This is a genomic window from Microbacterium maritypicum (assembly GCF_008868125.1).
Lineage (GTDB): Bacteria > Actinomycetota > Actinomycetes > Actinomycetales > Microbacteriaceae > Microbacterium > Microbacterium maritypicum.
Map to the genome: position 1 here is coordinate 185,000 of NZ_WAAQ01000001.1, position 21,361 is coordinate 206,360.

Sequence of the window (21,361 nt, forward strand, 5' to 3'; positions counted from 1 at the left end):
AGCTCAGACGACGGTGTTCCGTGAGGCGTACTCGGTGCGCTCGACGACAGGTCTGATCAGTTCGGTGATCCCGCGCGCGGCGAGCACCTCGGGCCGGGCAGCGTCGCTCGACGTGACGATGGCGGGGTCCGCGCCCGCTTCGCAGGCGTCGACCCAGGCCTGGAAGATCGTGCCGCCGGGGCTCATCGCGCCGCGGCTGACGGGCGTGTCGTTCTCATCGACCTCCACGACGATGCCGACGGGGCGGGCGGGGGCGGGTCTGCGCTCGCGCAGTTCGGGGATGAGCTCGGCGAAACGGCGGCCGATCGGCTTGGCCTCGCCGTTCTGATCCACGAGCCCGAGCGTGTACTCGAGCTCGGGGAAGTCGGCGAGACTGCGGCTCACGTCGTGCGAGCACCACCAGGTCACACCCCAGAGGTTCTCGGTGCGGGCGACCGAGCGCAGGGTCGCCTCGAGGAAGTCGGGGGTCTGCGCGGGCGTCAGGCAGTTCGACGGGGCGCCGACCTCCTGCAGCCAGATGGGTTTCGCGGGGTCGGTGGCGAATCCGCGGGCGAGCTCGATCATGTACTCGGCGTGGCGGTCGGACGCCACCGACCGCCCGCCGTACCTCTGCGCGGTGCCGTTGAAGATCCACGAGTGCACGGTCGTGATGTCGCCCAGGCGCGAGGCCAGTGCGGGGGTGAAGCCGTGTCCGTCCATGTACCAGGCGGCGTCGTATTCGCTGTGCACGTGCTGCTGCACGGGGGCCGCGGCGTGCGCGGCGGCCAGGAGCGTCGTGATCCAGTTCGCGGCCTCCGCCTCGGTGACCGGCCACGGGGAGGGATGCGTCTGCGCCGAGAACTGGTTGGTCTCGTTGCCGAGCGTGAAGCCCAGGAAGTTGGAGGCGCCTCCGAGTCTCTCGCCGAGGCGGGTGACGAGTTCGGCTTGGCCGCTGAGTGCATCCGGGTGCGTGAACATGTTCTTGTCATGCCACGTGAACAGCCACGACGGGATGAAGTCGAAGCTCGACAGGTGTCCCTGGATCACGTCGACGCTCGCATCCAGCCCGAACTCGGCAGCGACATCGACCACGGCCCGCACGTCGTCGACGGCCTCGTCGCGGATCAGCGTGCGGTTCGGCTGCAGAACGGTCCACAGGGGGAAGATGCGCAGGTGGTCGAGGCCCAGGTCGGCGAGGGCGGCGAAGTCGCGGCGCACCTCGTCGAGATCCAGCGACATCCACGCGTGCATCCACTGGGAGCGCGGGGTGTAGTTGGCGCCGAAGCGCAGCGGGGCGGCGGAGGTGGTCATCGCTGTCCTTTCCGGGACCGACGGTGGGGGAGCGGCGTGCGGCGGGGCTGGACCCCGAGCGCGCCGTTATGGCATGCTATGGTCACTATATCGTTTTAGTAGGGGTTGTCACAGCGACTCAACGAGACGCCGCAGCCTGGATCACTTCGAAGGAGAATGTCCATGAAGATCCGCACCAGTGTCGCCGCAGGCATCGCGGTGGCCACAGCATTCGCGCTCACGGCCTGCACGGGCGGGGCCTCGACCTCCGGCGGATCGGCCGCGGACGGGGAGGTGGGGGGAGAGATCTCCTTCCAGACCTGGTCGCTCAAGAACGACAAGTTCACCCCGTACTTCGAGGGCGTCATCGATGCCTTCGAGAAGGAGAACCCCGGCACCACGGTGAAGTGGATCGACCAGCCCGCCGACGGGTATGAGGACAAGATCCTGCAGCAGGCCGAGTCCGGCGAGCTGCCCGACGTCATCAACCTCCCGCCCGAGTATGCCTACTCGTTGGCCTCGGCGGACCAGCTGCTCGACCTGGGCAGCGCCTCGAAGGTCATCGGCGACTACGTCGACGGTGGTGTCGAGGCCTACACCTACGACGGCATCGACGGGTCGTTCGGCTTCCCGTGGTACCTCGGCACCGAGCTCAACTACTGGAACACGGCGCTGCTCGCGCAGGGAGGCGTCACCGCGACTCCGCAGACGTTCGAGGAGACGATGGATGCGGCCGAGCAGCTCGCCGCCGCCGGCATCCAGACCATCTCCGACGTGCCGAGCCCTAAATCGCTCCAGATCATGGTGTCCGACGGCGGGGGCACGCAGGATGTGTACAAGGACGGGAAGTTCGTCTTCAACACTCCCGAGGCCGTCGCGATCGTCGACCGCTATGCGGAGCTCTACAAGGCCGGCGCGATCTCGCCGGAGGCGCTGCAGAACGCCGGTACCGCGAATGCCAACATCAACAACTTCAACAAGGGCACGGTGGCCTGGGCGACCGCAGGCCCGAACTACATCGACAAGGACATCGCGGTCAACGCCCCGACACTGCTCCCCGACGTCGACGTGACCAACGGCTTCGGCAACCCGCCGCTGTTCGTGCAGGGCATCAGCGTCTCGGCGAACTCCGACAACGCCGCCACCGCTGTGGCCTTCGCCGAGTTCCTCACGAACACCGACAACCAGATCGAGTTCGTGAAGCTCGCCACCGGGTTCTTCCCCGGCACCAAGGCCGCGAACGAGGACCCGTCGGTGTTCGCCGAGACCGCCCAGAACGAGATGCAGGCCACGGCCAACGACCTCGCCGCCTCGCAGATGAACGACGCGCGGATGCTCGGCGCCCCGCAGTTCACCGAGGCCATGGAGACCTACGCCAAGCAGCAGATCGCTCTCGCGGTCAAGGGCGACATCACGGCGCAGGAGGCCCTGGACAAGGCGGTCGAGTACGCGGAGCAGAACGTCGTCGGCTGAGCCGATGACGCGGAGATGAAGGGGGTGGATGCCTCATGAGACGACAGCGCTGGTACACGCCGTACCTGCTCGTGCTCCCCGGTGTGATCTGGGTGTTCGTGTTCGCCCTCTGGCCGTTCCTGAACACGATCGCCCTCGCGTTCACGGATGCCCGCCCCCTTCGTCCCGCGCAGTTCGTGGGACTCGACAACTTCGAGAAGATGCTCGGCGACGACCGGTTCGGCTATGCGCTGACGACGTCGCTCGTCTACGTCGTGGTCTGCGTGCCGCTGCTGACGTTCCTCCCGCTGCTGCTCGCGCTCCTCGTGCACAGCAAGATCCCGGCGATCGGCTTCTTCCGCACCACGTTCTACTTCCCCGTGATCGCATCGGCGGTCGTCGTGGCGATCGTGTGGGAGTTCCTGTTCTCCGGAAGCGGCACGATCAACTCGGCGCTGAGCTTCTTCGGGCTGATCGATCGGCCCGTCGAGTTCCTCTCCGATCGGTGGCTCCTGATCGGCTGCGCCATCGGACTCACGGTCTGGAAGGGGCTCGGGTACTACATGGTCGTGTACCTCGCCGCGCTCGGAAACGTCGGACGTGAGCTGCATGAGGCCGCGGCGATGGACGGAGCCGGACGCTGGCGCCGCTTCTGGTCCGTCACCGTTCCGGGTGTGCGCGGTCCGATGATGCTCGTGTCGGTGCTGGTGTGCGTGGGGGCGATGCGGGTGTTCACCGAGCTGTACGTGCTCTCGGGCGGCTCCGGCGGCCCCGGCGGACAGGCGATGAGCATGGTCATGCTCATCCAATCGATGGGCAAGGGCCTCAACGGTCAGGTCGGCTACGCATCGGCCATCTCGCTCGTGCTGTTCCTGCTCACCCTGGTGCCCCTGGCGATCGTGGGCGTCGCGAACAACAGCGACACGATCAAGGAAGCCCTCGCCGGACGGCGCGCGGCCAAGGACGCGAAGCTCGCCAGACTCGCGGCGGCAGAGGAGGCCAGGCGATGACGACGACGCGAGCGATGGTCACCCAGGAGAGCACTCCGAAGGAGCGGCGTGACCGGCCCTACCGCACGCGCGGTTCCGCCGACATCATGAAGCCGTCGCTCGGCGGTCTGATCGGCAAGTACGCACTGCTCATCGGCGTGCTCGCCATCATGGTCTTCCCATTCCTGTGGCAGATGTCGACCTCGTTCAAGGGCGCGGCCGAGAACATCTACGACTTCCCGCCGTCGCTGATCCCGAGCGCGCCGACCCTGGACAACTACGCCGAGGTGTTCCGCACGATCCCGGTGCTCGACTACGCGTGGCACTCGCTCCTCGTGGGCGTCGGCACCGTGCTCACCAACGTGGTCTTCGCCACGATCGGCGGCTATGCGTTGGGCACCATGAAGTTCCGCGGCAAGTGGGTCGTGCTCGCGATCTTCTTCTCGACGCTGCTCCTGCCCGGCGAGGTCACGCTGACGAGCCAGTACCTCACGGTCAAGTCGCTCGGCCTCGCGAACACCCTGTGGGGCGTGTTCCTCCCCGGAGCCATCGCGGCGATCAACGTGTTGCTGATGATGGCCGCCTGCCGCATGATCCCCCCGGACACCCTGGATGCGGCGACCATCGACGGCGCCAACACGATGCAGCGTCTGCGCCACATCGTGTGGCCGAACGTCCGCGGCATGGTCTCGGTCGTCGCGCTGTTCGCCTTCATCGGCGCCTGGGACGACTTCCTCTGGCCGCTGGTCGTGCTGTCGGATCCCGCGAACTACACGCTGACCGTCGGCATGCAGTATCTGAGCTCGAACTTCGCCGCGAATCCGCGCGTGATCGCGGCGGGGACGATGATCGCGCTGGTGCCGATCATCCTGCTGTTCGCGGTACTGCAGCGGCAGTTCTTCAAGGGCGTCGAAGAGGGAAGCGTCAAGGGGTGACCGCACTGCACGACACCGGCCGCGCCGACAGCCCGCGTCCCTGGCTCGCGATCCCGCAGCCGACGACGGCGGAGCTGTCGAGCGGCGCATGGAGACCCTCCACGGTCAGGGTCGCGGCCGATGACCCGATGCTCGCTCGGGAGGCGGTGCGGTTGACCAGGGAGCTCGCAGCCCTCGGCATCCCGGACGGCGAAGGCCCTGTCGTGTGTCTGCGGAGAGACGACAGGCCCGATGAGTCGTTCGAGATCACGGTCGGCGAGGACATCGCGGTGTTCGCAGGCACCGCGGCCGGGGCGTTCCGGGCGACACGTCAGCTGCTGCACAACCTGCGGGCGCAGGGCCTCGTGCCGCACGGCCGTGTCTGCTCCGCGCCCGTGGTCGCGGAGCGCGGGTTCCACCTCGACGCCGCCCGCAAGCACTTCCCCGCGCCGTGGATCGTCGACCTGCTGCACGCGCTGGCCGACGTCGGCATCACGACCTTCCAATGGCACGTGTCCGAGAACGAGGGCTTCCGGATCGGCTCGGAGGCGTTCCCCGAGATCGTCTCGAGCGCTCATGTCACCCGCGCCGAGGCCCTGGTCGTGGCCGACACCGCCGCCGACCTGCACATCGACATCGTGCCCTCCCTCGACATGCCGGGCCACCTCCGCCACGCCCTCGCCGCGCATCCGGAGCTCCGCCTGCCGGACGCCGGCGGCCTGCCGACCGATCATGCGCTGGACATCACCCGCACCGCGGCGATCGACTTCGCCGCGGCGCTGATCGACGACGTCGCCGCGCTGTTCCCGCGCAGCACGCGCTGGCACCTCGGCGGCGACGAATTCGTCGACTTCGCGCGCATCGAGGAGTATCCCGCGCTGGCCGCCGCCGCCAGGGAGAAGCACGGGCCCCGCGCCACTGGCTTCGACCTGCTGACCGCGTTCGTGAACGCCATGTCGGCGCACCTCCGTGCACGCGGCCTCGTCCCGCGCGTCTGGAACGACGGGATGCTCCGCAGCGAGGTCGTCGCCCTCGACCCGGATCTCGTGCTGACGTGGTGGACGAACTGGCACGTCGAGATGCGGCCGCTCGCTGCCGCCGTCGACGCGGGGAACCCTCTCGTGAACTTCCACGACGCGCTGTTGTACTACGTCCTCGGAGAGAAGGCGGGCTACACGTATCCGACGAGCGCGCGCATCTGGGAGTCCGAGTGGCATCCGGGTCTGTTCCCTGCGCTCCCGGACCGCACCCGGCAGGAGATCCCGATGCCCTACCCCGCTCGGCTCCTCGGGGCCTCGTTCTCCGTCTGGTCCGACGACGCTTCGGCGCAGAACCCCGAAGAGGTCGCCGACGGGGTACGCAGGCCGCTGCGGGCGATGGCCGAGCGCGCGTGGAACGGCACCAGCGCACTCTCGCACGATCAGTTCTGCGAGATCGACGCGGCGATCGGTGTCGCGACCGCCCCGGGGCCGTGCGCCCGGTAGCGTCGAGCCGTCTGCACCGATCCGAGTCATCCCCGTTCAGAACCCCGTCCCCCACCCACCGTCGAGCCCGGAGACCCACCCATGCATGACGACACCTCGCTCACCGTCGGCCGCGTCAAGCGCGTGCTCGAGGAGCGCATCCGCCCCGCGATCCACTCCGCTTCCGTGCCGCTGGGCGTCGAGATCCACGAGCTGCCGGGTGAGCCGATCGCTCCTGCCGAGGGACTCGCGCTCGACTTCGAGCCCGGTGCGGTCGGCGCTCCCTGGGGGCCGGCCTGGGGCACCACCTGGTTCAAGCTCACCGGCCGCGTGCCGGCCGAGTGGGCGGGGCGTCGTGTCGAGGCTCTCATCGATCTCGGCTTCGACGTGAACATGACCGGCTTCCAGTGCGAGGCGCTGGCCTATCGCCGGGGCGCCACGGATTCCGATCCGATTCCCGTGAAGAGCATCAATCCGCGCAACCAGTGGGTGCCGATCGCCGAGGCCGCCGCGGGCGAAGAGCCCGTCGAGCTGTATCTCGAAGCGGCATCCAACCCGGTGCTGCTCGATTACCACCCCTTCCTGCCGACGCAGGAGGGCGACATCCTCACCTCCTCGAAGGAGCCGCTCTACCGCACGCGCCGGATGGATCTGGCGGTGTTCGAGGAGGAGGTCTTCGACCTCTCCCTCGACCTGGAGGTGCTGTTCGAGCTGCAGGCCGAGCTGCCGGCGACCTCGCCGCGGCGCATGCGCATCCTGCAGGCCATGGACGACGCGCTCGACGTGCTCGACCTGCAGCGCATCGTGGCTACCGCGCCCGCTGCCCGCGCCCGCCTCGCCGACGTGCTCGCCGCGCCCGCCGAGGCGAGTGCGCACCGCATCTCGGCCGTCGGACACGCGCATATCGACTCGGCGTGGCTGTGGCCGGTGCGGGAGACGATCCGCAAGGTCGCGCGCACCACGTCGTCGATGACGACGCTCATCGACGAGCATCCGCAGTTCCAGTACGGGATGTCGAGCGCGCAGCAGTACGCGTGGATCAAGGAGCACCGCCCCGAGGTGTGGGAGCGGGTCAAGGCCGCGGTTGCCGCGGGGCGCTTCCTGCCGCTCGGCGGCATGTGGGTCGAGTCCGACACCGTGATGCCGACGGGGGAGTCGCTCGTGCGGCAGTTCTCGCACGGGCAGCGGTTCTTCGAGCGCGAGTTCGGCATCCGCTCGAAGGGCGTCTGGCTGCCGGACAGCTTCGGGTACTCGCCGGCCCTGCCGCAGCTGATGCGCCGCGCCGGGTTCGAGTGGTTCTTCACGCAGAAGATCTCCTGGAACCAGCAGAACGTCTTCCCGCACCACTCCTTCCTGTGGGAGGGCATCGACGGTTCGCAGGTGTTCACGCACTTCCCCTCGATGGACACCTACAACTCGCAGCTCAGCGGCATGGAGGTCGCGAAGGCCGCTCGCCAGTTCAAGGAGAACCGCCTCAGCTCGCGGTCGATCGCCCCGGTCGGCTGGGGTGACGGCGGCGGTGGCACGACCCGCGAGATGACGGGCAAGGCCGAGCGCCTGCGCGACCTCGAGGGCAGCGCGCAGGTCGTGTGGGAGCACCCGGACGACTTCTTCGACGCCGCCAAGGCCGAGCTGCCGAACCCGGCGGTGTGGGTCGGCGAGCTGTACCTCGAGCTGCACCGCGGAACGCTCACCAGCCAGCACGCCACCAAGGCGCTGCACCGGTGGGCGGAGCACGCGCTGATCGAGGCCGAGCTGTGGGCCGCGACCGATGCCGTGCGCACCGGCGCCGCGTATCCCCAGGCCGAGTTCGACCGGCTGTGGCAGGCCGTGCTGCTGCACGAGTTCCACGACATCCTCCCCGGCACCTCGATCGCGTGGGTGCACCGCGAGGCTGTCGCGGTGCTGTCGGATGTGCTCTCGGACGCCCGCGACATCGCCGTCGCCGCCCGCCGTTCTCTCGCCGGCGAGGGTGATCGGGAGCTGCAGTTCGAGCCGACATCGGTCGGCCGCGGCCGCGCACTCGGGGCGGCCTTCGTGGCCGAGTCCACGGCGGCGCCGGTCTCGCTCACCGAGGAGGACGGCGGCTGGCGCCTGGAGAACGAGCTCGTCTCGGTGCTCGTCTCCGCCGATGGCCTGATCGTCTCGGCCGTCGACAAGGGCACCGGTCGCGATGCCGTCGCGCCGGGCAAGGCCGCGAACCTGTTCCAGCTGCACCAGGACTTCCCGAACATGTGGGATGCGTGGGACATCGACCGGTACTACCTGGGCAGCGTCGACGACCTCACGGCCGTCTCGTCGATCGAGGCCTCGATGGTCGGCGGCTCCGCCCGGATCGTGGTCGTGCGTCCGTTCTCGGAGTCGACCATCGAGCAGACGATCATCCTCCAGCCGGAGTCGCGCACCGTGCTGCTGCGCAACGAGATCGACTGGAACGAGACCGAGAAGCTGCTCAAGCTCGCCTTCCCGCTCGACGTGCAGGCCGCGCACACCGACGCCGAGACCCAGTTCGGCTATCAGTCGCGCGTCACGCACACGAACACCAGCTGGGAGGCGGCGAAGTTCGAGACGTCGATGCACCGCTTCGTGCTGGTGCGCGAGCAAGATTTCGGCGTGGCCCTGGTGAACGACTCGATCTACGGCTACGACACCTCGCGCGAGGTGTCCGACGACGCGGTCGTGACGACCGTGCGGCTCTCGCTGCTGCGGGCGCCGCGCTTCCCCGACCCCGACACCGACCACGGCCACCACGAGATCGAGGTCGGCTTCGTGGTCGGAGCGGATGCCGCGATCGCGACGGCCGAGGGCATCCGGATCAACGCGCTCCCGAGCGTCGTGCGCGGTGAGCGCGAGGTCGAGCCCCTCGTGTCGGTGGAGGGAGAGGGCATCGTGGTGTCGGCGGTCAAGTTGGCCGACGACGGCTCGGGCGACGTGATCGTGCGCGTGTACGAGGCGCTCGGACGGCGTGCGGCCGGCGAGGTCTCTGTCGGGTTCGAGCACCGCGAGGTACGCGAGGTGAGCCTGATCGAAGACGACATCGACGAGGCCCGGACCGGTGGCGAGTTGAAGCTGCGTCCGTTCGAGGTGCGGACGCTGCGCATCGTGCGCTGAGAGGGGCGTCCTGGTCGGGAGTCGTCAGAGGGACGCGCGGAAGGCCTCGTAGTCGGCGAGCGACACCGCGGCGTAGGCGCGGGCCCACTCGAGCAGCGCCTGCCCGAGCACCCGCCCGTTGCCGATGTAGCCGGCGACCTCGGTGGCGGTCAGCGACTGGCTGTGGGCGCGGGCGATGGTCGCGGCGCACGCCTGCCCGTACGTGATGAACGGCCCGTCGTCGAGGTCTTCGACGTCGATGCTGCCCTTCATGTCGTGGAACTGCCGCACGTAGAAGTCGGCGCTCGTGTTGCGCATGTGCCCGAGGAACGGGTCGGAGAGGGCCTGCAGGATGCGCTGCATCGCGACGACGCGCGCTCCTTCGCCGTCGGCGTCGATCACCTCCTGCAGCGCGGTCGGCTGGGGGATGCGGCCGTACTCCACCAGCACGCTCTGCGACGCCTGCTTCGGCTGCATCAGGATCGTGGCCCCCTCGCCATCCTGGAAGAGCACCAGGTAGCAGCGCGTGCCCACGCTGCCGACGCCGACCACGCGGCGTGCGACGTCGCTCACGGTGAAGTGGTCGAACAGCAGGGCGATGTCGGGGCTCGTGGTGCGGCGATACTGCGACAGCAGATCGTGCACGGCGTCGAGGAGTGCGGGGCCGACCGCGGTGGTGGTCGGTTCGTCGGGCACGAAGCGACGGCGGCCGTCGGCATCCTCCACCGTGAGCCGGCGCACCGCACGCTCGCCGGTGCGTCGCTCCGCCTGCTTCACCGCCCGGCGGATCGCCTTCTGCGAGGCCTTGTCGAGCATGGTCCGTGACGAGGCGACGTCGAAGTGCGTGAAGTAGCGGGCGGTCGGGCTCAGCTCGGTCGCGCGTGCGATGCCGCGGGCGTAGCCGGAGACGGCGGTGAGGACGGCGGTGTCGATGACCTCATCGGAGCGGCCGCTCGCCCTGCCTCCGACGACGATGCTCGCGACGAGCCTCTTCACATCCCACTCCCACGGCGCCCATGCGGCTTCATCGAAGTCGTTGAGGTCGAACATCAGTCGTCGTTCGGCCGAGGCGTAGAACCCGAAGTTCGACACGTGGGCGTCGCCGCAGGAGGCGACGAGGATGCCGCTGTGCGGCGCATCCGCGAGGTCGGCGGCCATCAGCGCCGCGGTACCGCGATAGAACGCGAAGGGACTCGTCGACATGCGTTCGGCCCGCAGGGGGAGCAGCTCGGGGATGCGGGAGCTGTTCTGTGCGGCCAGGATGCCGAGGGGATCGCGCGTGCCGCTCGCGAGTTCGGCGAGGGCTCGTCGTGGCGCGCGCTTTCGGGCCTCCTCGCCGCGTTCGACGAGTTCGCGATGCGACAGCGGGCGTGTCCAGGCGGGGCGCATGAGGACATTGTGGCAGGACCGCGGGCACCGAGCCCGGGTCCGCGCGCTCAGGCGGGATCGAGTCGCAGCACGTCGGGCGATTCCCCACCCGCGAGGTCGTCGGCGATGCGGAGGCTGCGCGCCAGGTCGTCGAGTGCACCGATCAGCGTGCCGAAGCGTTCCTTCTCGCTGCACACCGCCGTCAGGGTGACCAGGTGCGTTCCCGTGTCCCAGGTGTAGGTCGCGAAGGGCGGTGACGCCGGCGAGGGCGGCATCGGGACCAGCAGCTTCTCGCCCACCCCGAGCCGGGTGGGGAACGACTCGGTGTCGTCGTAGTCCATCGGCATGGATGCACGTGCGATGCGCACGTCCGGGGTCAGCACCTGCGCGGTCGCCATCGCCACGACCAGTTCGGGCTCCGCCTTCCACGTCCACACCAGCACGCGGCCGTCCGCCCGCTTCATGAGCATCGGCGCCGCCTGGCTCATCGCCCACGCGCCGAACTTCGACCCCGGCCGCTCGGTCGCACCCACGGCCGCGTTCACCTGGCCGAGCAGCATCCGGATCGCCGCCTTGCGGTGGCGGCGCCCCTTCCAGCCGAGCGAGTCCGTCACGGGAATCCACAGCTGGGGATCGGCCTCGGCAGTCAGTCGCATGGCTCCACGGTATCGGCTGCGCCTGGGCGATGGCCGGTACGCCTCGGCCGTGCGATCAGGCCCCTCGGGTAGAGTGGCCAGCGCCCGACCAGGGCTCTTCCTTGGCCGCCACATCGTAAGGCAGCATGTCTGTGACCTCCTCCGACGATCCGATCGATCCGTCGAGCGGCTCCGCCGCCGAATCCTCGCCCCGACCGTTGAAGATCGTGATCGGCTGCGACACCTTCTCGCCCGACATCAACGGCGCCGCCCGCTTCGCCGAGCGTCTCGCCGCCGGCCTGGTGCAGCGCGGCCACGACGTGCACGTCGTGGCCCCCAACCAGGCGTATCGGCGTACGCAGCCGCACACCGAGGTGATCGAGGGCGAGCCGATGACCCTGCACCGGCTGCCGTCGCTGCGCTGGGCTCCGCACGACTGGCTGCGGTTCGTGTGGCCGTGGCGCTCGAAGCACTACGCCCGCAAGGTTCTCGACCAGGTGCAGCCGGATGTCGTGCACATCCAGTCGCACATCGTGATCGGCCGCGGACTCGCGTACATCGCGAACGAACGCGGCATCCCGGTCATCGCGACCAATCACGTGATGGCCGAGAACATCCTCGACCACACGACGATGCCGAAGTTCATCGACGACCTGGTGCTCAAGTTCGCCTGGGCGGATGCGAAGCGCACGTTCGACATGACCCGCGCCATCACCACGCCCACGCGCCGCGCCGCCGACTTCCTCGAGAAGACCGTCGAGGTGGAGGGCGTCATCCCGGTCAGCTGCGGCATCGACCGCACGCAGTACACGCCGGTGATCGCCCCGCGCGAGAAGAACAGGATCATCTTCGTCGGCAGGCTCACCGCCGAGAAGCAGGTCGAGGTCATCCTCAAGGCGATGACGAAGCTCGACCCGGCACTCGCCACGACGTTCGACATCGTCGGCGGCGGCGATCAGCGCAAGCAGCTGGAGCATCTGACGGCGCAGCTCGGCCTGGCCGATCGCGTCACCTTCCATGGCCGCACGAGCGATGAGGAGCTTCGCGCGCTGCTCTCGCGAGCGAGCCTGTTCGTGATCGCCTCGATCGCCGAGCTGCAGTCGATCGCGACCATGGAGGCGATGGCCTCGGCTCTGCCGATCGTCGCCGCGGATGCCGTCGCCCTCCCGCACCTCGTGCACGACGGCGAGAACGGGTACCTGTTCGAACCCGGGAACGTCGATGAGCTCGCCGCACGTCTGACCGACGTGCTCACTGCGGAGCCTGCGGAGTACGAGCGGATGCAGCGGGCCTCGCTCGACGGCGTCGCGATCCACGACATCAACCGCACCCTCGACACGTTCGAGGCGCTGTACCGCGACGAGCCGCTGCCGGAGTAGCCCGCCATGCACATCGTCTTCTTCGGCGATCAGCACCTCGACTCCCTCGGCGGAGCGCAGGTGTCGATGCGACTCCAGCGCGAGTTCCTCGAGCGCGCCGGACACACCGTCACGGTCGTCGCTCCGAAGATGCACGGGTCGCGCTCCTCGTCCGGCTCGCACGGCGGGGCGTACGTCGATCTGCCCTCGATGCCGATCACGAGCGACCGCGAGTACTCGATGAGCTGGCCGGGTCGCGCGACCGACCGTTTCCTCGACAAGGCGATGACCCGCCGGCCGCCCGTGGAACTGGTGCATGTCCAGGCCGACTTCTGGGGCGCGTTCATCGGGCACCGCTACGCGCAGCGTCACGGCATCCCCGTCGTGCACACGATGCACAACCGGGTCGATGTCGGCATCGCGGCCGTCACTCCGCTGCATCGTCCGGTGCTCGCCGCATTGAACATGTGGCGCGGCATCGCGATGCGCGGCGTCGCCACGAGCAGCGGTCGCGACCGGGTGCGCGGCAGCGACGGGTGGGCGTTCCTGCGCGGCCTGGCCGCCGGGGCCTCCGCCGTCACGGCGCCGTCGACGCACTTCGCCCGACGCCTCGAACAGCACGACGTCTTCCCTCACGTCGACGTGATCTGGAACGGCATCGACGACGACCTGCGCGCGCAGACGCTGGCACAGGGCCCCGCCGAGCGTGCCCCCGGGCGTCCACGGTTCGTCTGGCTCGGTCGGATGAGCCCCGAGAAGCGGCTGCTGCCGTTCCTCGAGGCGTTCGTCGCCTCGGGGGTCGACGCCGACCTGGAGATCATCGGTGGCGGGGCCCAGCGTGCGGCCGCCGAGAAGATCGTCCGCGGACGCGACGGCGTGCACTTCGCCGGACGGCTCACCTACCCGCAGACCCTGGCGCGGATCGCCGCCGCCGACGCGCTGGTGCAGACGTCGATCGGCTTCGAGACCCAGGGGATGACCCCGTTCGAAGCCGCCACGCTGGGGACGCCGTCGGTGATCTGCGACCCCGACATCGCCGCCGAGCTGGGGGGCGGGCTCTGGGCTGTTCCTGATGCCGCCGGTGAAGACCGGCGGACCGCCGCGCTCGCCGAGACCCTGCGGCAGGCCGCATCCGACATCGCCGACGGCACGGCTCCGACGCCCCTTCCGGGGGTCGCCGAGGCGTTCCGGCAGTCATCGCGCACGGCGGCGATGGTCGAGGTCTACGAGCGGGTGCTCGCCGGCGGCTGACCCGGTGGCTTCCCGGAGCGGGCGCCGGCTCAGTAGTACTGGTACAGGGCGATCGTGAGACCGGTGAATGCGAGCCCGATGGCACCGGCTCCGGCCACCCCGATGGCGATCCCGGCGAGCAGTCGCGCGGAGGAACGGCGCACCGCCACCAGTGCCAGCACCAGCGCCACGACGTAGGTGAAGAAGCTGAGGATGCCGATGCCGTTGTCGAGGGCGAGCATGAACTCGAACCCTCCGTCGCCGCTGTAGACCAGCGGCCGGGCGACGGCACCGAACAGGTTGACGGCGAGAGTGGCCACCGCGATCACGAAGGCCGTGACGCCGAGCGGGTTGCCCTCACGGGCCTGAGGCCGGTACGCGAGGTGACCGGGGAACAGCGGGCTCGCGGGCGGGGAGGCCGGGGAACCGGGCGCGGGCGTCGGGTACGCGGTCGGGTGTGCCGTGGGAGGAGCCGGGGCTCCGGCAGCTGGGGCGGGGTGCTGCGCGGCGGTCGAATATGGCGGAGCGGTGGGGTGCGGGACCGCCGGGTACTGCGGCGCGGCGGGCAGATGCACGGCGGGCGGAACGGGAGGCTGCTGAGGCTCGCTCATGACGACGAGCGTAGCCCCGGGTGCTGTGTCGTGCACGGCGACGAGCGCCGGTGCGGTCTCAGCTCTTGGCGCCGCTGAGGGCGAGCGTGCCCCCGAGCCCGATCATCATCACGCCGCCGGTGCCGGACAGCGTGGACATGCGGCGGGGCGAGCGGGCGAACCAGGTGCGCGCGGTTCCGGCGGCGAGGGCCCACACGCTGTCGCAGACGAGCGCGAGCGCTTGGAAGAGGAGTCCGAGCAGCAGCAGCTGGGCCCACACCGGGCCGGTCGACGGGGAGACGAACTGCGGGAGCACCGCGACGAAGAAGGCGATGGTCTTGGGATTGGTGATCCCGACGATGAACCCCTGGCGCAACAGCCTTCCCGTCGAGGCCGGTGTGCGGTCCGCGTCCGTCGTGTGGGCATGGCGGTGGCGGATCGCCTGCACCCCGAGCCACACGAGGTACACGGCGCCGATGATCTTGATCACCGTGAACGCGACCACCGACGAGGCGACGATCGCACCGACTCCGAAGGCCACGGCGAGCACAGCGGGCACGGTGCCGAGGGCGTTGCCCACGACGCTGAGCACACCTGCGCGGCGACCGAGCGAGAGGGACCGACCGATCACGAACAGCACGCTCGGTCCGGGGATCGCGATGATCACGACGGAGGCGACGGCGAACGCGACGAGGTTGTCGAGCGGGATCATGAGCCGACGATACACCGCACAGCACCCGGAGCGTCCGGGTGCTGTGCCGGGGTGATCAGCGGTAGACGTGGCCCGATTCGGCCCGCTGGTCGATGTCGCGGCCGGCGACGCGCGTCCAATCGGTGGGGGTGCGTCGGTAGCCGTCGCGGCGCAGCTCGATGACGGTGGCGACGGTGGCCCACGCGGCGAGGATGAGGAGTGCGATGAGGAGTACCATGGCAGAAACGCTACGTTCGATGTCGAACCGCCACGAGTGGCAGGATTGACTATCAACGTCAGAAAACCGCCAACGGGAGTGTGAGTATGAAGACGGTCGCCTGCGTCATCCAAGACGGATTCGCACCCTTCGAGTTCGGCGTCGCCTGCGAGGCGTTCGGCCTGGACCGCGCCGATGACGGCGTGCCGAACTTCGACTTCCGCATCGTCGCTCCCCGTGCCGGGGTCGTGACCTCGAAGATCGGCTTCTCGGTCAACGTCGAGCACGATCTGGCCTTCGCGTACGAAGCCGACCTCGTGGTGTTCTGTCCCCTTCCTCGCGAGCGGTGGGGCGACATCGACCCGCTCCTGCTCGACGTCGCCAGGCACGCGGTCGACCGCGGCGCCTGGGTGATGAGCGTCTGCAGCGGCTCGTTCATCCTCGCCGCGGCAGGAGTGCTCGACGGTCGGCGCGCCACCACGCACTGGATGTACGCGCACGTCATGGCAGAGATGTACCCGGAGATCGACATCGACCCCGACGTGCTGTTCGTGCAGGACGGCAAGATCATCACGAGCGCGGGAACGGCCGCAGGGATCGACGCCTGCCTGCACCTGCTCCGGCAGGAGGTGGGCGCCGAGCTCACCAACCGCATCGCCCGCCGGATGGTCGTGCCGCCCCAGCGCGACGGTGGCCAGGCGCAGTTCATCGACCGTCCGATCCCGGTGGTACCGACCGACTCGCTCGCCGCCGTCGCCGACTGGGCGGTCGCGAACCTCCGCGACGACCTCGGCGTCGACCAGCTCGCGGCCAGGGCGTTGATGTCGCCGCGCACCTTCGCCCGCCGCTTCAAGGCCGAGTACGGTGCCACGCCCGCGGCCTGGCTCGCGCGTCAGCGCATCATCCACGCGCAGCGGATGCTGGAGCGCACCGACCTCCCGCTCGAGCACATCGCCGACGAGTGCGGATTCGGCTCGGCGGCCGTGCTCCGGCAGAACTTCGCCAGGGTGCTCGGCCTCACACCGACGGCCTACCGCGCGCGGTTCTCCTGCGCCGAGGAGTCGGCGGTGCCCGCAGCCTGAGTCCGGGTCGGGTCGGACGATCCGCAGGTCGCGCCGGCTATTCGGTCCAGTGCGCCGGGGTCGGGAGGGTGACGTCGCGCACCTCGACACCGTCGCCGGTGACCGTGGCGACGCAGTAGAGCAGTGACTGCGTCGGGTAGCCGTGCGGACGGTTGTCGCGGATGATCGCCCGGTCGTCCTCCGGGGCCAGGGCGGTCGAGGATGCGAGCAGCGCGGTCCACTCGGCCGTCCAGTCCGCGCTGTCAGCGGTCGGCCCGAGGGCGCGGAACTCCGGCAGCCAGGCCTCGATCCGCGGGGTCGTCACATCGTCGAGGTCGTCGTGAGCGATCATGTGCGTGCCCGGATCGATGGGTGTCTCACGCAGGTCGACGCCGTCCCACGACAGCACCCTGGCGCCCTCCGGCCGCACTTCGAGCAGATTGAAGCCATGCATCGACAGCGGTGCGACGGGGGAGCGGGCGCTGACCGACTCCAGCGCGAGGGCTCCGCGCGAGACGACGTGCGTCTCGGGGAGGCCCTCCACATCCGCGCGGTTCAGCAGTACGGCGAGGCGACGTTCGGCGGGGTTCACGGCGAGCCAGGCCCCACCGGCCCGACGGTCGCGGATCCCGATCACGCCGGGGTGCTCCTCGGGCCACCAGGCTCCGAGGGAGTCCCACGCCCGCAGCGGGTCTTCGTCCCGGACCGCGAGAAGTCGTGCGGAGCCGGCATTCTCGACATCGATCACGACCGTGCACACGGTGCCAAGTCTAGGTCGAGGACGCCGACGTCGGCCCACGACGGCGGATGCTGGGGCAGAATCGAGACGTGAACATCGTCGTCGGAGTCACAGGCGGCATCGCCGCGTACAAGACGGTGCACCTCGTGCGCCTGCTCACGAAGGGCGGGCACGACGTGACCGTGGTGCCCACCGAGGATGCACTGCGCTTCGTGGGTCTGCCCACGTGGGAGGCGATCAGCCGGCACCCGGTGACCACGAGCGTGCACGACGACGTGGCGAAGGTGCGGCACGTCGCCCTCGGCCAGGCCGCCGAACTCGTGATCGTCGCCCCGGCGACCGCGAACTCGATCGCGAAGATCACCGCGGGCCTCGCCGACGACCTCCTGGGAACGACGGTGCTCGCCACCGAGGCCCCGGTGCTGCTCGCCCCGGCGATGCACGCGGAGATGTGGCGGAACCGGGCGACGCAGGCGAACATCGCCACCCTGCGGGAGCGCGGGGTACATCTGGTCGGACCCGCCGACGGCGAGCTCGCCGGCGGCGACAGCGGTCCCGGCAGGATGTCGGAGCCGGAGGAGATCTTCGCCGCCGCGCAAGCGCTGCTGACTCCTGGCGACCTCGCCGGGGTGCGCGTCGTGGTCTCGGCCGGCGGCACGCGGGAACCGATCGATCCGGTGCGCTTCCTCGGCAATCGCTCCAGCGGAAGGCAGGGGGTGGCGCTCGCCGCCGAGGCCGCCGCCCGTGGGGCCGAGGTCACCCTGGTGTCGGCCCATATCTCCGGCGATGTGCTCGCCGAGGCGCGGCATCCGTCGATCCGCATCGTGCCCGTCGGCGCCGCCGCTGACCTCGCCGAGGCGATGACGCGTGAGTCCGAGGTCGCCGACGTCGTCGTGATGGCGGCGGCGGTCGCCGACTACCGACCGGTGCAGGTGTCGGAGCGCAAGCTCACGAAAGAGGGCGGCGGGGGGCCGGCCATCGAACTGATCGAGAACGAGGACATCGTGGCGGCTCTGGCCGCGGCGCGGCGACCGGGGCAGCTCGTCGTCGGCTTCGCCGCGGAGACTCCTGAGGATCAGGCCGAGATGCTCGCCCGTGCACGCGCCAAGCAGCAGCGCAAGGGTGTCGACCTCCTCGTGGTGAACGAGGTCGGGTGGGAGCGCGGCTTCGAGTCCGTCGAGAACGCGGTGCACATCCTCGGACCGGGCGGCGTGGAGGCGGGTGCGGCTTCGGGATCCAAGCGGGCGGTCGCCGCCGCGATCTGGGATGTCATCGCGGAGGAGCGCGTGCTAAACTTGAGTCAACAACACTCAACTTTGATCCCGTCTTCCGATCCGGCAGGCGGGAGACGACCAGAAGGAGCATCTCCAGGAGGAGCGCATGACCACCCCGCAGACCGGTAACCAGAATCAAGAGCAGCAGTCCGCCCTCGAGCAGTTCGGCATCAACCTCACCGACCGTGCCCGCGAGGGCAAGCTCGACCCCGTGATCGGACGCGACAGCGAGATCCGTCGCGTCAGCCAGGTGCTCACCCGCCGCACGAAGAACAACCCCGTGCTGATCGGTGAGCCGGGCGTCGGCAAGACCGCCGTCGTCGAAGGACTCGCCCAGCGCATCGTCGCGGGCGACGTCGCCGAGTCCCTCAAGGACAAGGAGCTGGTCACGCTCGACATCTCGGCACTCGTGGCCGGCGCCATGTACCGCGGGCAGTTCGAAGAGCGGCTGAAGCAGGTGCTCAAAGAGATCACCGAGTCCGACGGTCAGGTCATCACGTTCATCGACGAGCTGCACGTGCTCATGGGTGCGGGCGGCGGCGAGGGCTCCGTGGCTGCGTCGAACATGCTCAAGCCCATGCTGGCCCGCGGTGAGCTGCGCCTGATCGGTGCGACCACGCTCAACGAGTATCGCGAGTTCATCGAGAAGGACGCCGCTCTCGAGCGCCGCTTCCAGCAGGTGTACGTCGGCGAGCCGACGGTCGAGGACACGATCGCGATCCTCCGCGGCCTCAAGGGGCGGTACGAGGCGCATCACGGTGTCACGATCTCCGACAGTGCCCTGGTGGCCGCGGCTGCACTGTCGAGCCGGTACCTTCCTGCGCGCCAGCTTCCCGACAAGGCGATCGACCTGATCGACGAGTCGATGTCGCGGCTCAAGATGGAGATCGACTCGTCGCCGGTCGAGATCGACCAGCTCAAGCGCCAGGTCGACCGGATGAAGCTCGAGGAGCTCGCGCTGAAGCGGGAGAAGGACGCCGCCTCCAAGGAGCGCCTGAGCACTCTGCGTGAGCAGCTCGTGGGCATGGAGCGGCAGCTCGCCGAGCTCGAGGCCCGCTGGGCGCGCGAGCGTCAGGGGCTCAACAGGGTCGGTGAGCTGAAGAAGCAGCTCGACGACGCGATCACCCAGCGCGATCTCGCGATGCGCAACGCCGACTACACGAAGGCCTCGAAGCTGGAGTACGAGACCATCAAGCGGCTGGAGCGCGACATCGCCGAGGCCGAGCAGGCCGAGGCGGCGACCCCCGCCGAACCCCGCATGGTCAACGAGCAGGTGACCGATGAGGACATCGCCGCCGTGATCGCCGCGTGGACCGGCATCCCCGTCGGGCGTCTGCTTCAGGGCGAGAGCGAGAAGCTGCTGCACCTGGAGAACGAGCTCGGCAAGCGCCTGATCGGTCAGAAGGACGCCGTCAAGGCGGTGTCGGATGCGGTTCGACGCTCGCGCGCGGGCATCAGCGACCCCGGTCGCCCGACCGGTTCGTTCCTGTTCCTCGGACCGACCGGTGTGGGAAAGACCGAGCTGGCCAAGGCCCTGGCCGAGTTCCTCTTCGACGACGAGCACGCCATGGTGCGCATCGACATGTCGGAGTACGGCGAGAAGCACTCGGTCTCGCGGCTCGTCGGTGCCCCTCCCGGGTACGTCGGCTACGAGCAGGGCGGTCAGCTGACCGAGGCCGTGCGGCGTCGTCCGTACAGCGTGATCCTGCTCGACGAGGTCGAGAAGGCGCACCCCGAGGTGTTCGACGTGCTACTGCAGGTGCTCGACGACGGTCGACTGACCGACGGGCAGGGCCGCACGGTCGACTTCTCGAACGTGATCCTGATCCTGACATCGAACCTGGGATCGCCGATCCTCATCGACCCGGTGCTCGCACCCGATGAGAAGCGCGACCAGGTCATGGCCCTCGTGCGACAGGCGTTCCGTCCGGAGTTCCTGAACCGTCTCGACGACATCGTGATGTTCTCGGCTCTGAGCGAAGACGACCTCGCCCAGATCGTCGAGCTGTCGATCGATCAGCTGCACAAGCGTCTGAAGGATCGCCGGCTCACGCTCGCAGTCACCCCGGACGCCCGGTCGTGGCTCGCCGAGCGCGGGTACGACCCGATGTTCGGCGCCCGACCGCTGCGCCGCCTCATCCAGAGCGAGGTGCAGAACAAGCTGGCCACCGCGCTGCTCTCGGGCGGCGTGCACGACGGTGACACGGTGCGGGTGGATGTGGCCGCCGACGGGATGGGCCTCGTGCTCACCTCGACGACGCCCGAACCCGCGGCCGACGACGATGTGATCGAGGCCGAACTGCTCGAGGACTGAGCTGCTCGAGGACTGAGCATCACCCCCGTGCACAAGAGCGCCGCCCCGGATGAAACCGGGGCGGCGCTCTTGTCCGTGCGGTCTGCGCTCAGGCGCTGAGGATGACCGTCTCGGTGATGGGGCGACGCACGCGCGGGGCGACCTCGCGCTCCTGCAGCACCTCAGGAAGGGCTTCGATGTCGCCGAACTCGCCGACGGCGAAGACGGTGAAGGGCACGAATCGCTCTTCGAGGTCGGCGAACTCGCGGACGACCTCCGGGTCGAAGCCGCTCATCTGGTGAACCACCAGTCCGTCGTGGTGGGCCTGCACCGAGAAGTGCGCAACGGCCTGGCCGAGGTCGTAGAGGGCGTGGGTGATCGGGGTGCCGGAGGCGTCGGCCGTCTCGGCGATCGCGACCACGAGCACGGCGGCGTTGCCCGCCCATGCCTGGTTGAAACCCATCAGGGCGTCGACGACCTGCGCGTGCAGTGCCGTGCCACGGCGGGCGACGATGAAGCGCCAGGGCTGCGAGTTGTTGGCCGAAGGGCTCCAGCGGGCGGCCTCGAGGGCGGTGGCGAGCTTGGCCTCATCGATCGAGTTCTGCGCATCGAAGGCGCGGGGGCTCCAGCGACCGGCGAGTACGTCGAGGACGGGGTGCTCGGTCGGTGCGGTGCGGTCGATGACGGGAGTGCTCACAGAAGTGCCTTTCGAAAGGAGTGGATCGGAC

General features: G+C 69.3%; 18 protein-coding genes. 10 read left to right on the forward strand and 8 right to left on the reverse strand.

Going from position 1 to position 21,361, the window contains the following annotated elements:
- Positions 1 to 3: 3 nt before the first annotated feature.
- On the reverse strand, positions 4 to 1,290 hold the full coding sequence (locus F6W70_RS00915; RefSeq protein WP_151485669.1) for a glycoside hydrolase 5 family protein: 1,287 nt from the start codon (positions 1,288 to 1,290) through the stop codon (positions 4 to 6).
- Positions 1,291 to 1,452: 162 nt separating this feature from the next.
- Between F6W70_RS00915 and F6W70_RS00920 the strand changes: the two genes are divergently transcribed.
- The 5 genes from F6W70_RS00920 (at position 1,453) to F6W70_RS00940 (ending at position 9,198) form a co-directional block, all read left to right on the forward strand.
- The gene (locus F6W70_RS00920) at positions 1,453 to 2,742 is read left to right on the forward strand and encodes an ABC transporter substrate-binding protein (RefSeq protein WP_151485670.1); all 1,290 of its coding nucleotides are present in this window, start codon (positions 1,453 to 1,455) and stop codon (positions 2,740 to 2,742) included.
- Between the two features lie 35 nt (positions 2,743 to 2,777).
- Positions 2,778 to 3,731 (forward strand): carbohydrate ABC transporter permease, encoded by a 954-nt coding sequence (locus F6W70_RS00925; protein ID WP_055866286.1) that lies wholly within the window; start codon positions 2,778 to 2,780, stop codon positions 3,729 to 3,731.
- Positions 3,728 to 4,645: a carbohydrate ABC transporter permease gene (locus F6W70_RS00930; protein WP_151485671.1), complete on the forward strand. Its 918-nt coding sequence runs from the start codon at positions 3,728 to 3,730 to the stop codon at positions 4,643 to 4,645. The genes F6W70_RS00925 and F6W70_RS00930 overlap by 4 nt, the downstream gene beginning before the upstream one ends.
- Positions 4,642 to 6,108 (forward strand): family 20 glycosylhydrolase, encoded by a 1,467-nt coding sequence (locus F6W70_RS00935; RefSeq protein ID WP_151485672.1) that lies wholly within the window; start codon positions 4,642 to 4,644, stop codon positions 6,106 to 6,108. The genes F6W70_RS00930 and F6W70_RS00935 overlap by 4 nt, the downstream gene beginning before the upstream one ends.
- Positions 6,109 to 6,189: 81 nt before the next feature.
- Positions 6,190 to 9,198 carry an alpha-mannosidase gene (locus F6W70_RS00940; protein WP_151485673.1) on the forward strand — a complete coding sequence of 1,003 codons (3,009 nt, stop codon included), beginning with the start codon at positions 6,190 to 6,192 and terminating at the stop codon, positions 9,196 to 9,198.
- Between the two features lie 24 nt (positions 9,199 to 9,222).
- Here F6W70_RS00940 and F6W70_RS00945 read toward each other — a convergent pair whose 3' ends face one another.
- Both F6W70_RS00945 and F6W70_RS00950 read right to left on the reverse strand, forming a co-directional pair.
- Positions 9,223 to 10,566, reverse strand: a complete 1,344-nt coding sequence (locus tag F6W70_RS00945; RefSeq protein WP_151485674.1) for a DUF2252 domain-containing protein — start codon at positions 10,564 to 10,566, stop codon at positions 9,223 to 9,225.
- Between the two features lie 47 nt (positions 10,567 to 10,613).
- Complete coding sequence (locus tag F6W70_RS00950) at positions 10,614 to 11,201, reverse strand: hypothetical protein (RefSeq protein ID WP_151485675.1); 588 nt, start codon at positions 11,199 to 11,201, stop codon at positions 10,614 to 10,616.
- A 125-nt stretch (positions 11,202 to 11,326) separates the two neighbouring features.
- On the opposite strand from F6W70_RS00950, the gene F6W70_RS00955 reads away from it, so the two are divergent.
- Entirely contained in the window at positions 11,327 to 12,559 is a 1,233-nt protein-coding gene (locus F6W70_RS00955) for a glycosyltransferase (protein ID WP_017829618.1), read from the forward strand.
- A gap of 6 nt (positions 12,560 to 12,565) precedes the next feature.
- Positions 12,566 to 13,789 (forward strand): glycosyltransferase, encoded by a 1,224-nt coding sequence (locus F6W70_RS00960; protein WP_151485676.1) that lies wholly within the window; start codon positions 12,566 to 12,568, stop codon positions 13,787 to 13,789.
- A 29-nt stretch (positions 13,790 to 13,818) separates the two neighbouring features.
- On the opposite strand, the gene F6W70_RS17725 is transcribed toward F6W70_RS00960, so the two are convergent.
- From F6W70_RS17725 to F6W70_RS17730, 3 genes are read right to left on the reverse strand one after another with little or no spacing between them, the layout of a single operon-like run.
- On the reverse strand, positions 13,819 to 14,379 hold the full coding sequence (locus tag F6W70_RS17725; RefSeq protein WP_170287836.1) for a hypothetical protein: 561 nt from the start codon (positions 14,377 to 14,379) through the stop codon (positions 13,819 to 13,821).
- Positions 14,380 to 14,437: 58 nt separating this feature from the next.
- Positions 14,438 to 15,070, reverse strand: a complete 633-nt coding sequence (locus F6W70_RS00970) for a LysE family translocator (RefSeq protein ID WP_151485677.1) — start codon at positions 15,068 to 15,070, stop codon at positions 14,438 to 14,440.
- A gap of 55 nt (positions 15,071 to 15,125) precedes the next feature.
- On the reverse strand, positions 15,126 to 15,287 hold the full coding sequence (locus F6W70_RS17730) for a hypothetical protein (RefSeq protein ID WP_170287837.1): 162 nt from the start codon (positions 15,285 to 15,287) through the stop codon (positions 15,126 to 15,128).
- Between the two features lie 86 nt (positions 15,288 to 15,373).
- Here F6W70_RS17730 and F6W70_RS00975 point away from each other — a divergent pair, with 86 nt between their 5' ends.
- Positions 15,374 to 16,348 (forward strand): GlxA family transcriptional regulator, encoded by a 975-nt coding sequence (locus F6W70_RS00975; RefSeq protein ID WP_151485678.1) that lies wholly within the window; start codon positions 15,374 to 15,376, stop codon positions 16,346 to 16,348.
- A gap of 37 nt (positions 16,349 to 16,385) precedes the next feature.
- On the opposite strand, the gene F6W70_RS00980 is transcribed toward F6W70_RS00975, so the two are convergent.
- The gene (locus tag F6W70_RS00980) at positions 16,386 to 17,087 is read right to left on the reverse strand and encodes an NRDE family protein (RefSeq protein ID WP_151485679.1); all 702 of its coding nucleotides are present in this window, start codon (positions 17,085 to 17,087) and stop codon (positions 16,386 to 16,388) included.
- Positions 17,088 to 17,134: 47 nt separating this feature from the next.
- Here F6W70_RS00980 and coaBC point away from each other — a divergent pair, with 47 nt between their 5' ends.
- Both coaBC and F6W70_RS00990 read left to right on the forward strand, forming a co-directional pair.
- The gene (gene coaBC, locus F6W70_RS00985; RefSeq protein ID WP_151485680.1) at positions 17,135 to 18,469 is read left to right on the forward strand and encodes a bifunctional phosphopantothenoylcysteine decarboxylase/phosphopantothenate--cysteine ligase CoaBC; all 1,335 of its coding nucleotides are present in this window, start codon (positions 17,135 to 17,137) and stop codon (positions 18,467 to 18,469) included.
- Positions 18,447 to 20,654 (forward strand): ATP-dependent Clp protease ATP-binding subunit, encoded by a 2,208-nt coding sequence (locus F6W70_RS00990; RefSeq protein WP_017829611.1) that lies wholly within the window; start codon positions 18,447 to 18,449, stop codon positions 20,652 to 20,654. The genes coaBC and F6W70_RS00990 overlap by 23 nt, the downstream gene beginning before the upstream one ends.
- 88 nt (positions 20,655 to 20,742) lie before the next feature.
- Here F6W70_RS00990 and F6W70_RS00995 read toward each other — a convergent pair whose 3' ends face one another.
- Positions 20,743 to 21,330: a nitroreductase family protein gene (locus F6W70_RS00995; protein ID WP_151485681.1), complete on the reverse strand. Its 588-nt coding sequence runs from the start codon at positions 21,328 to 21,330 to the stop codon at positions 20,743 to 20,745.
- Positions 21,331 to 21,361 lie beyond the last annotated feature (31 nt).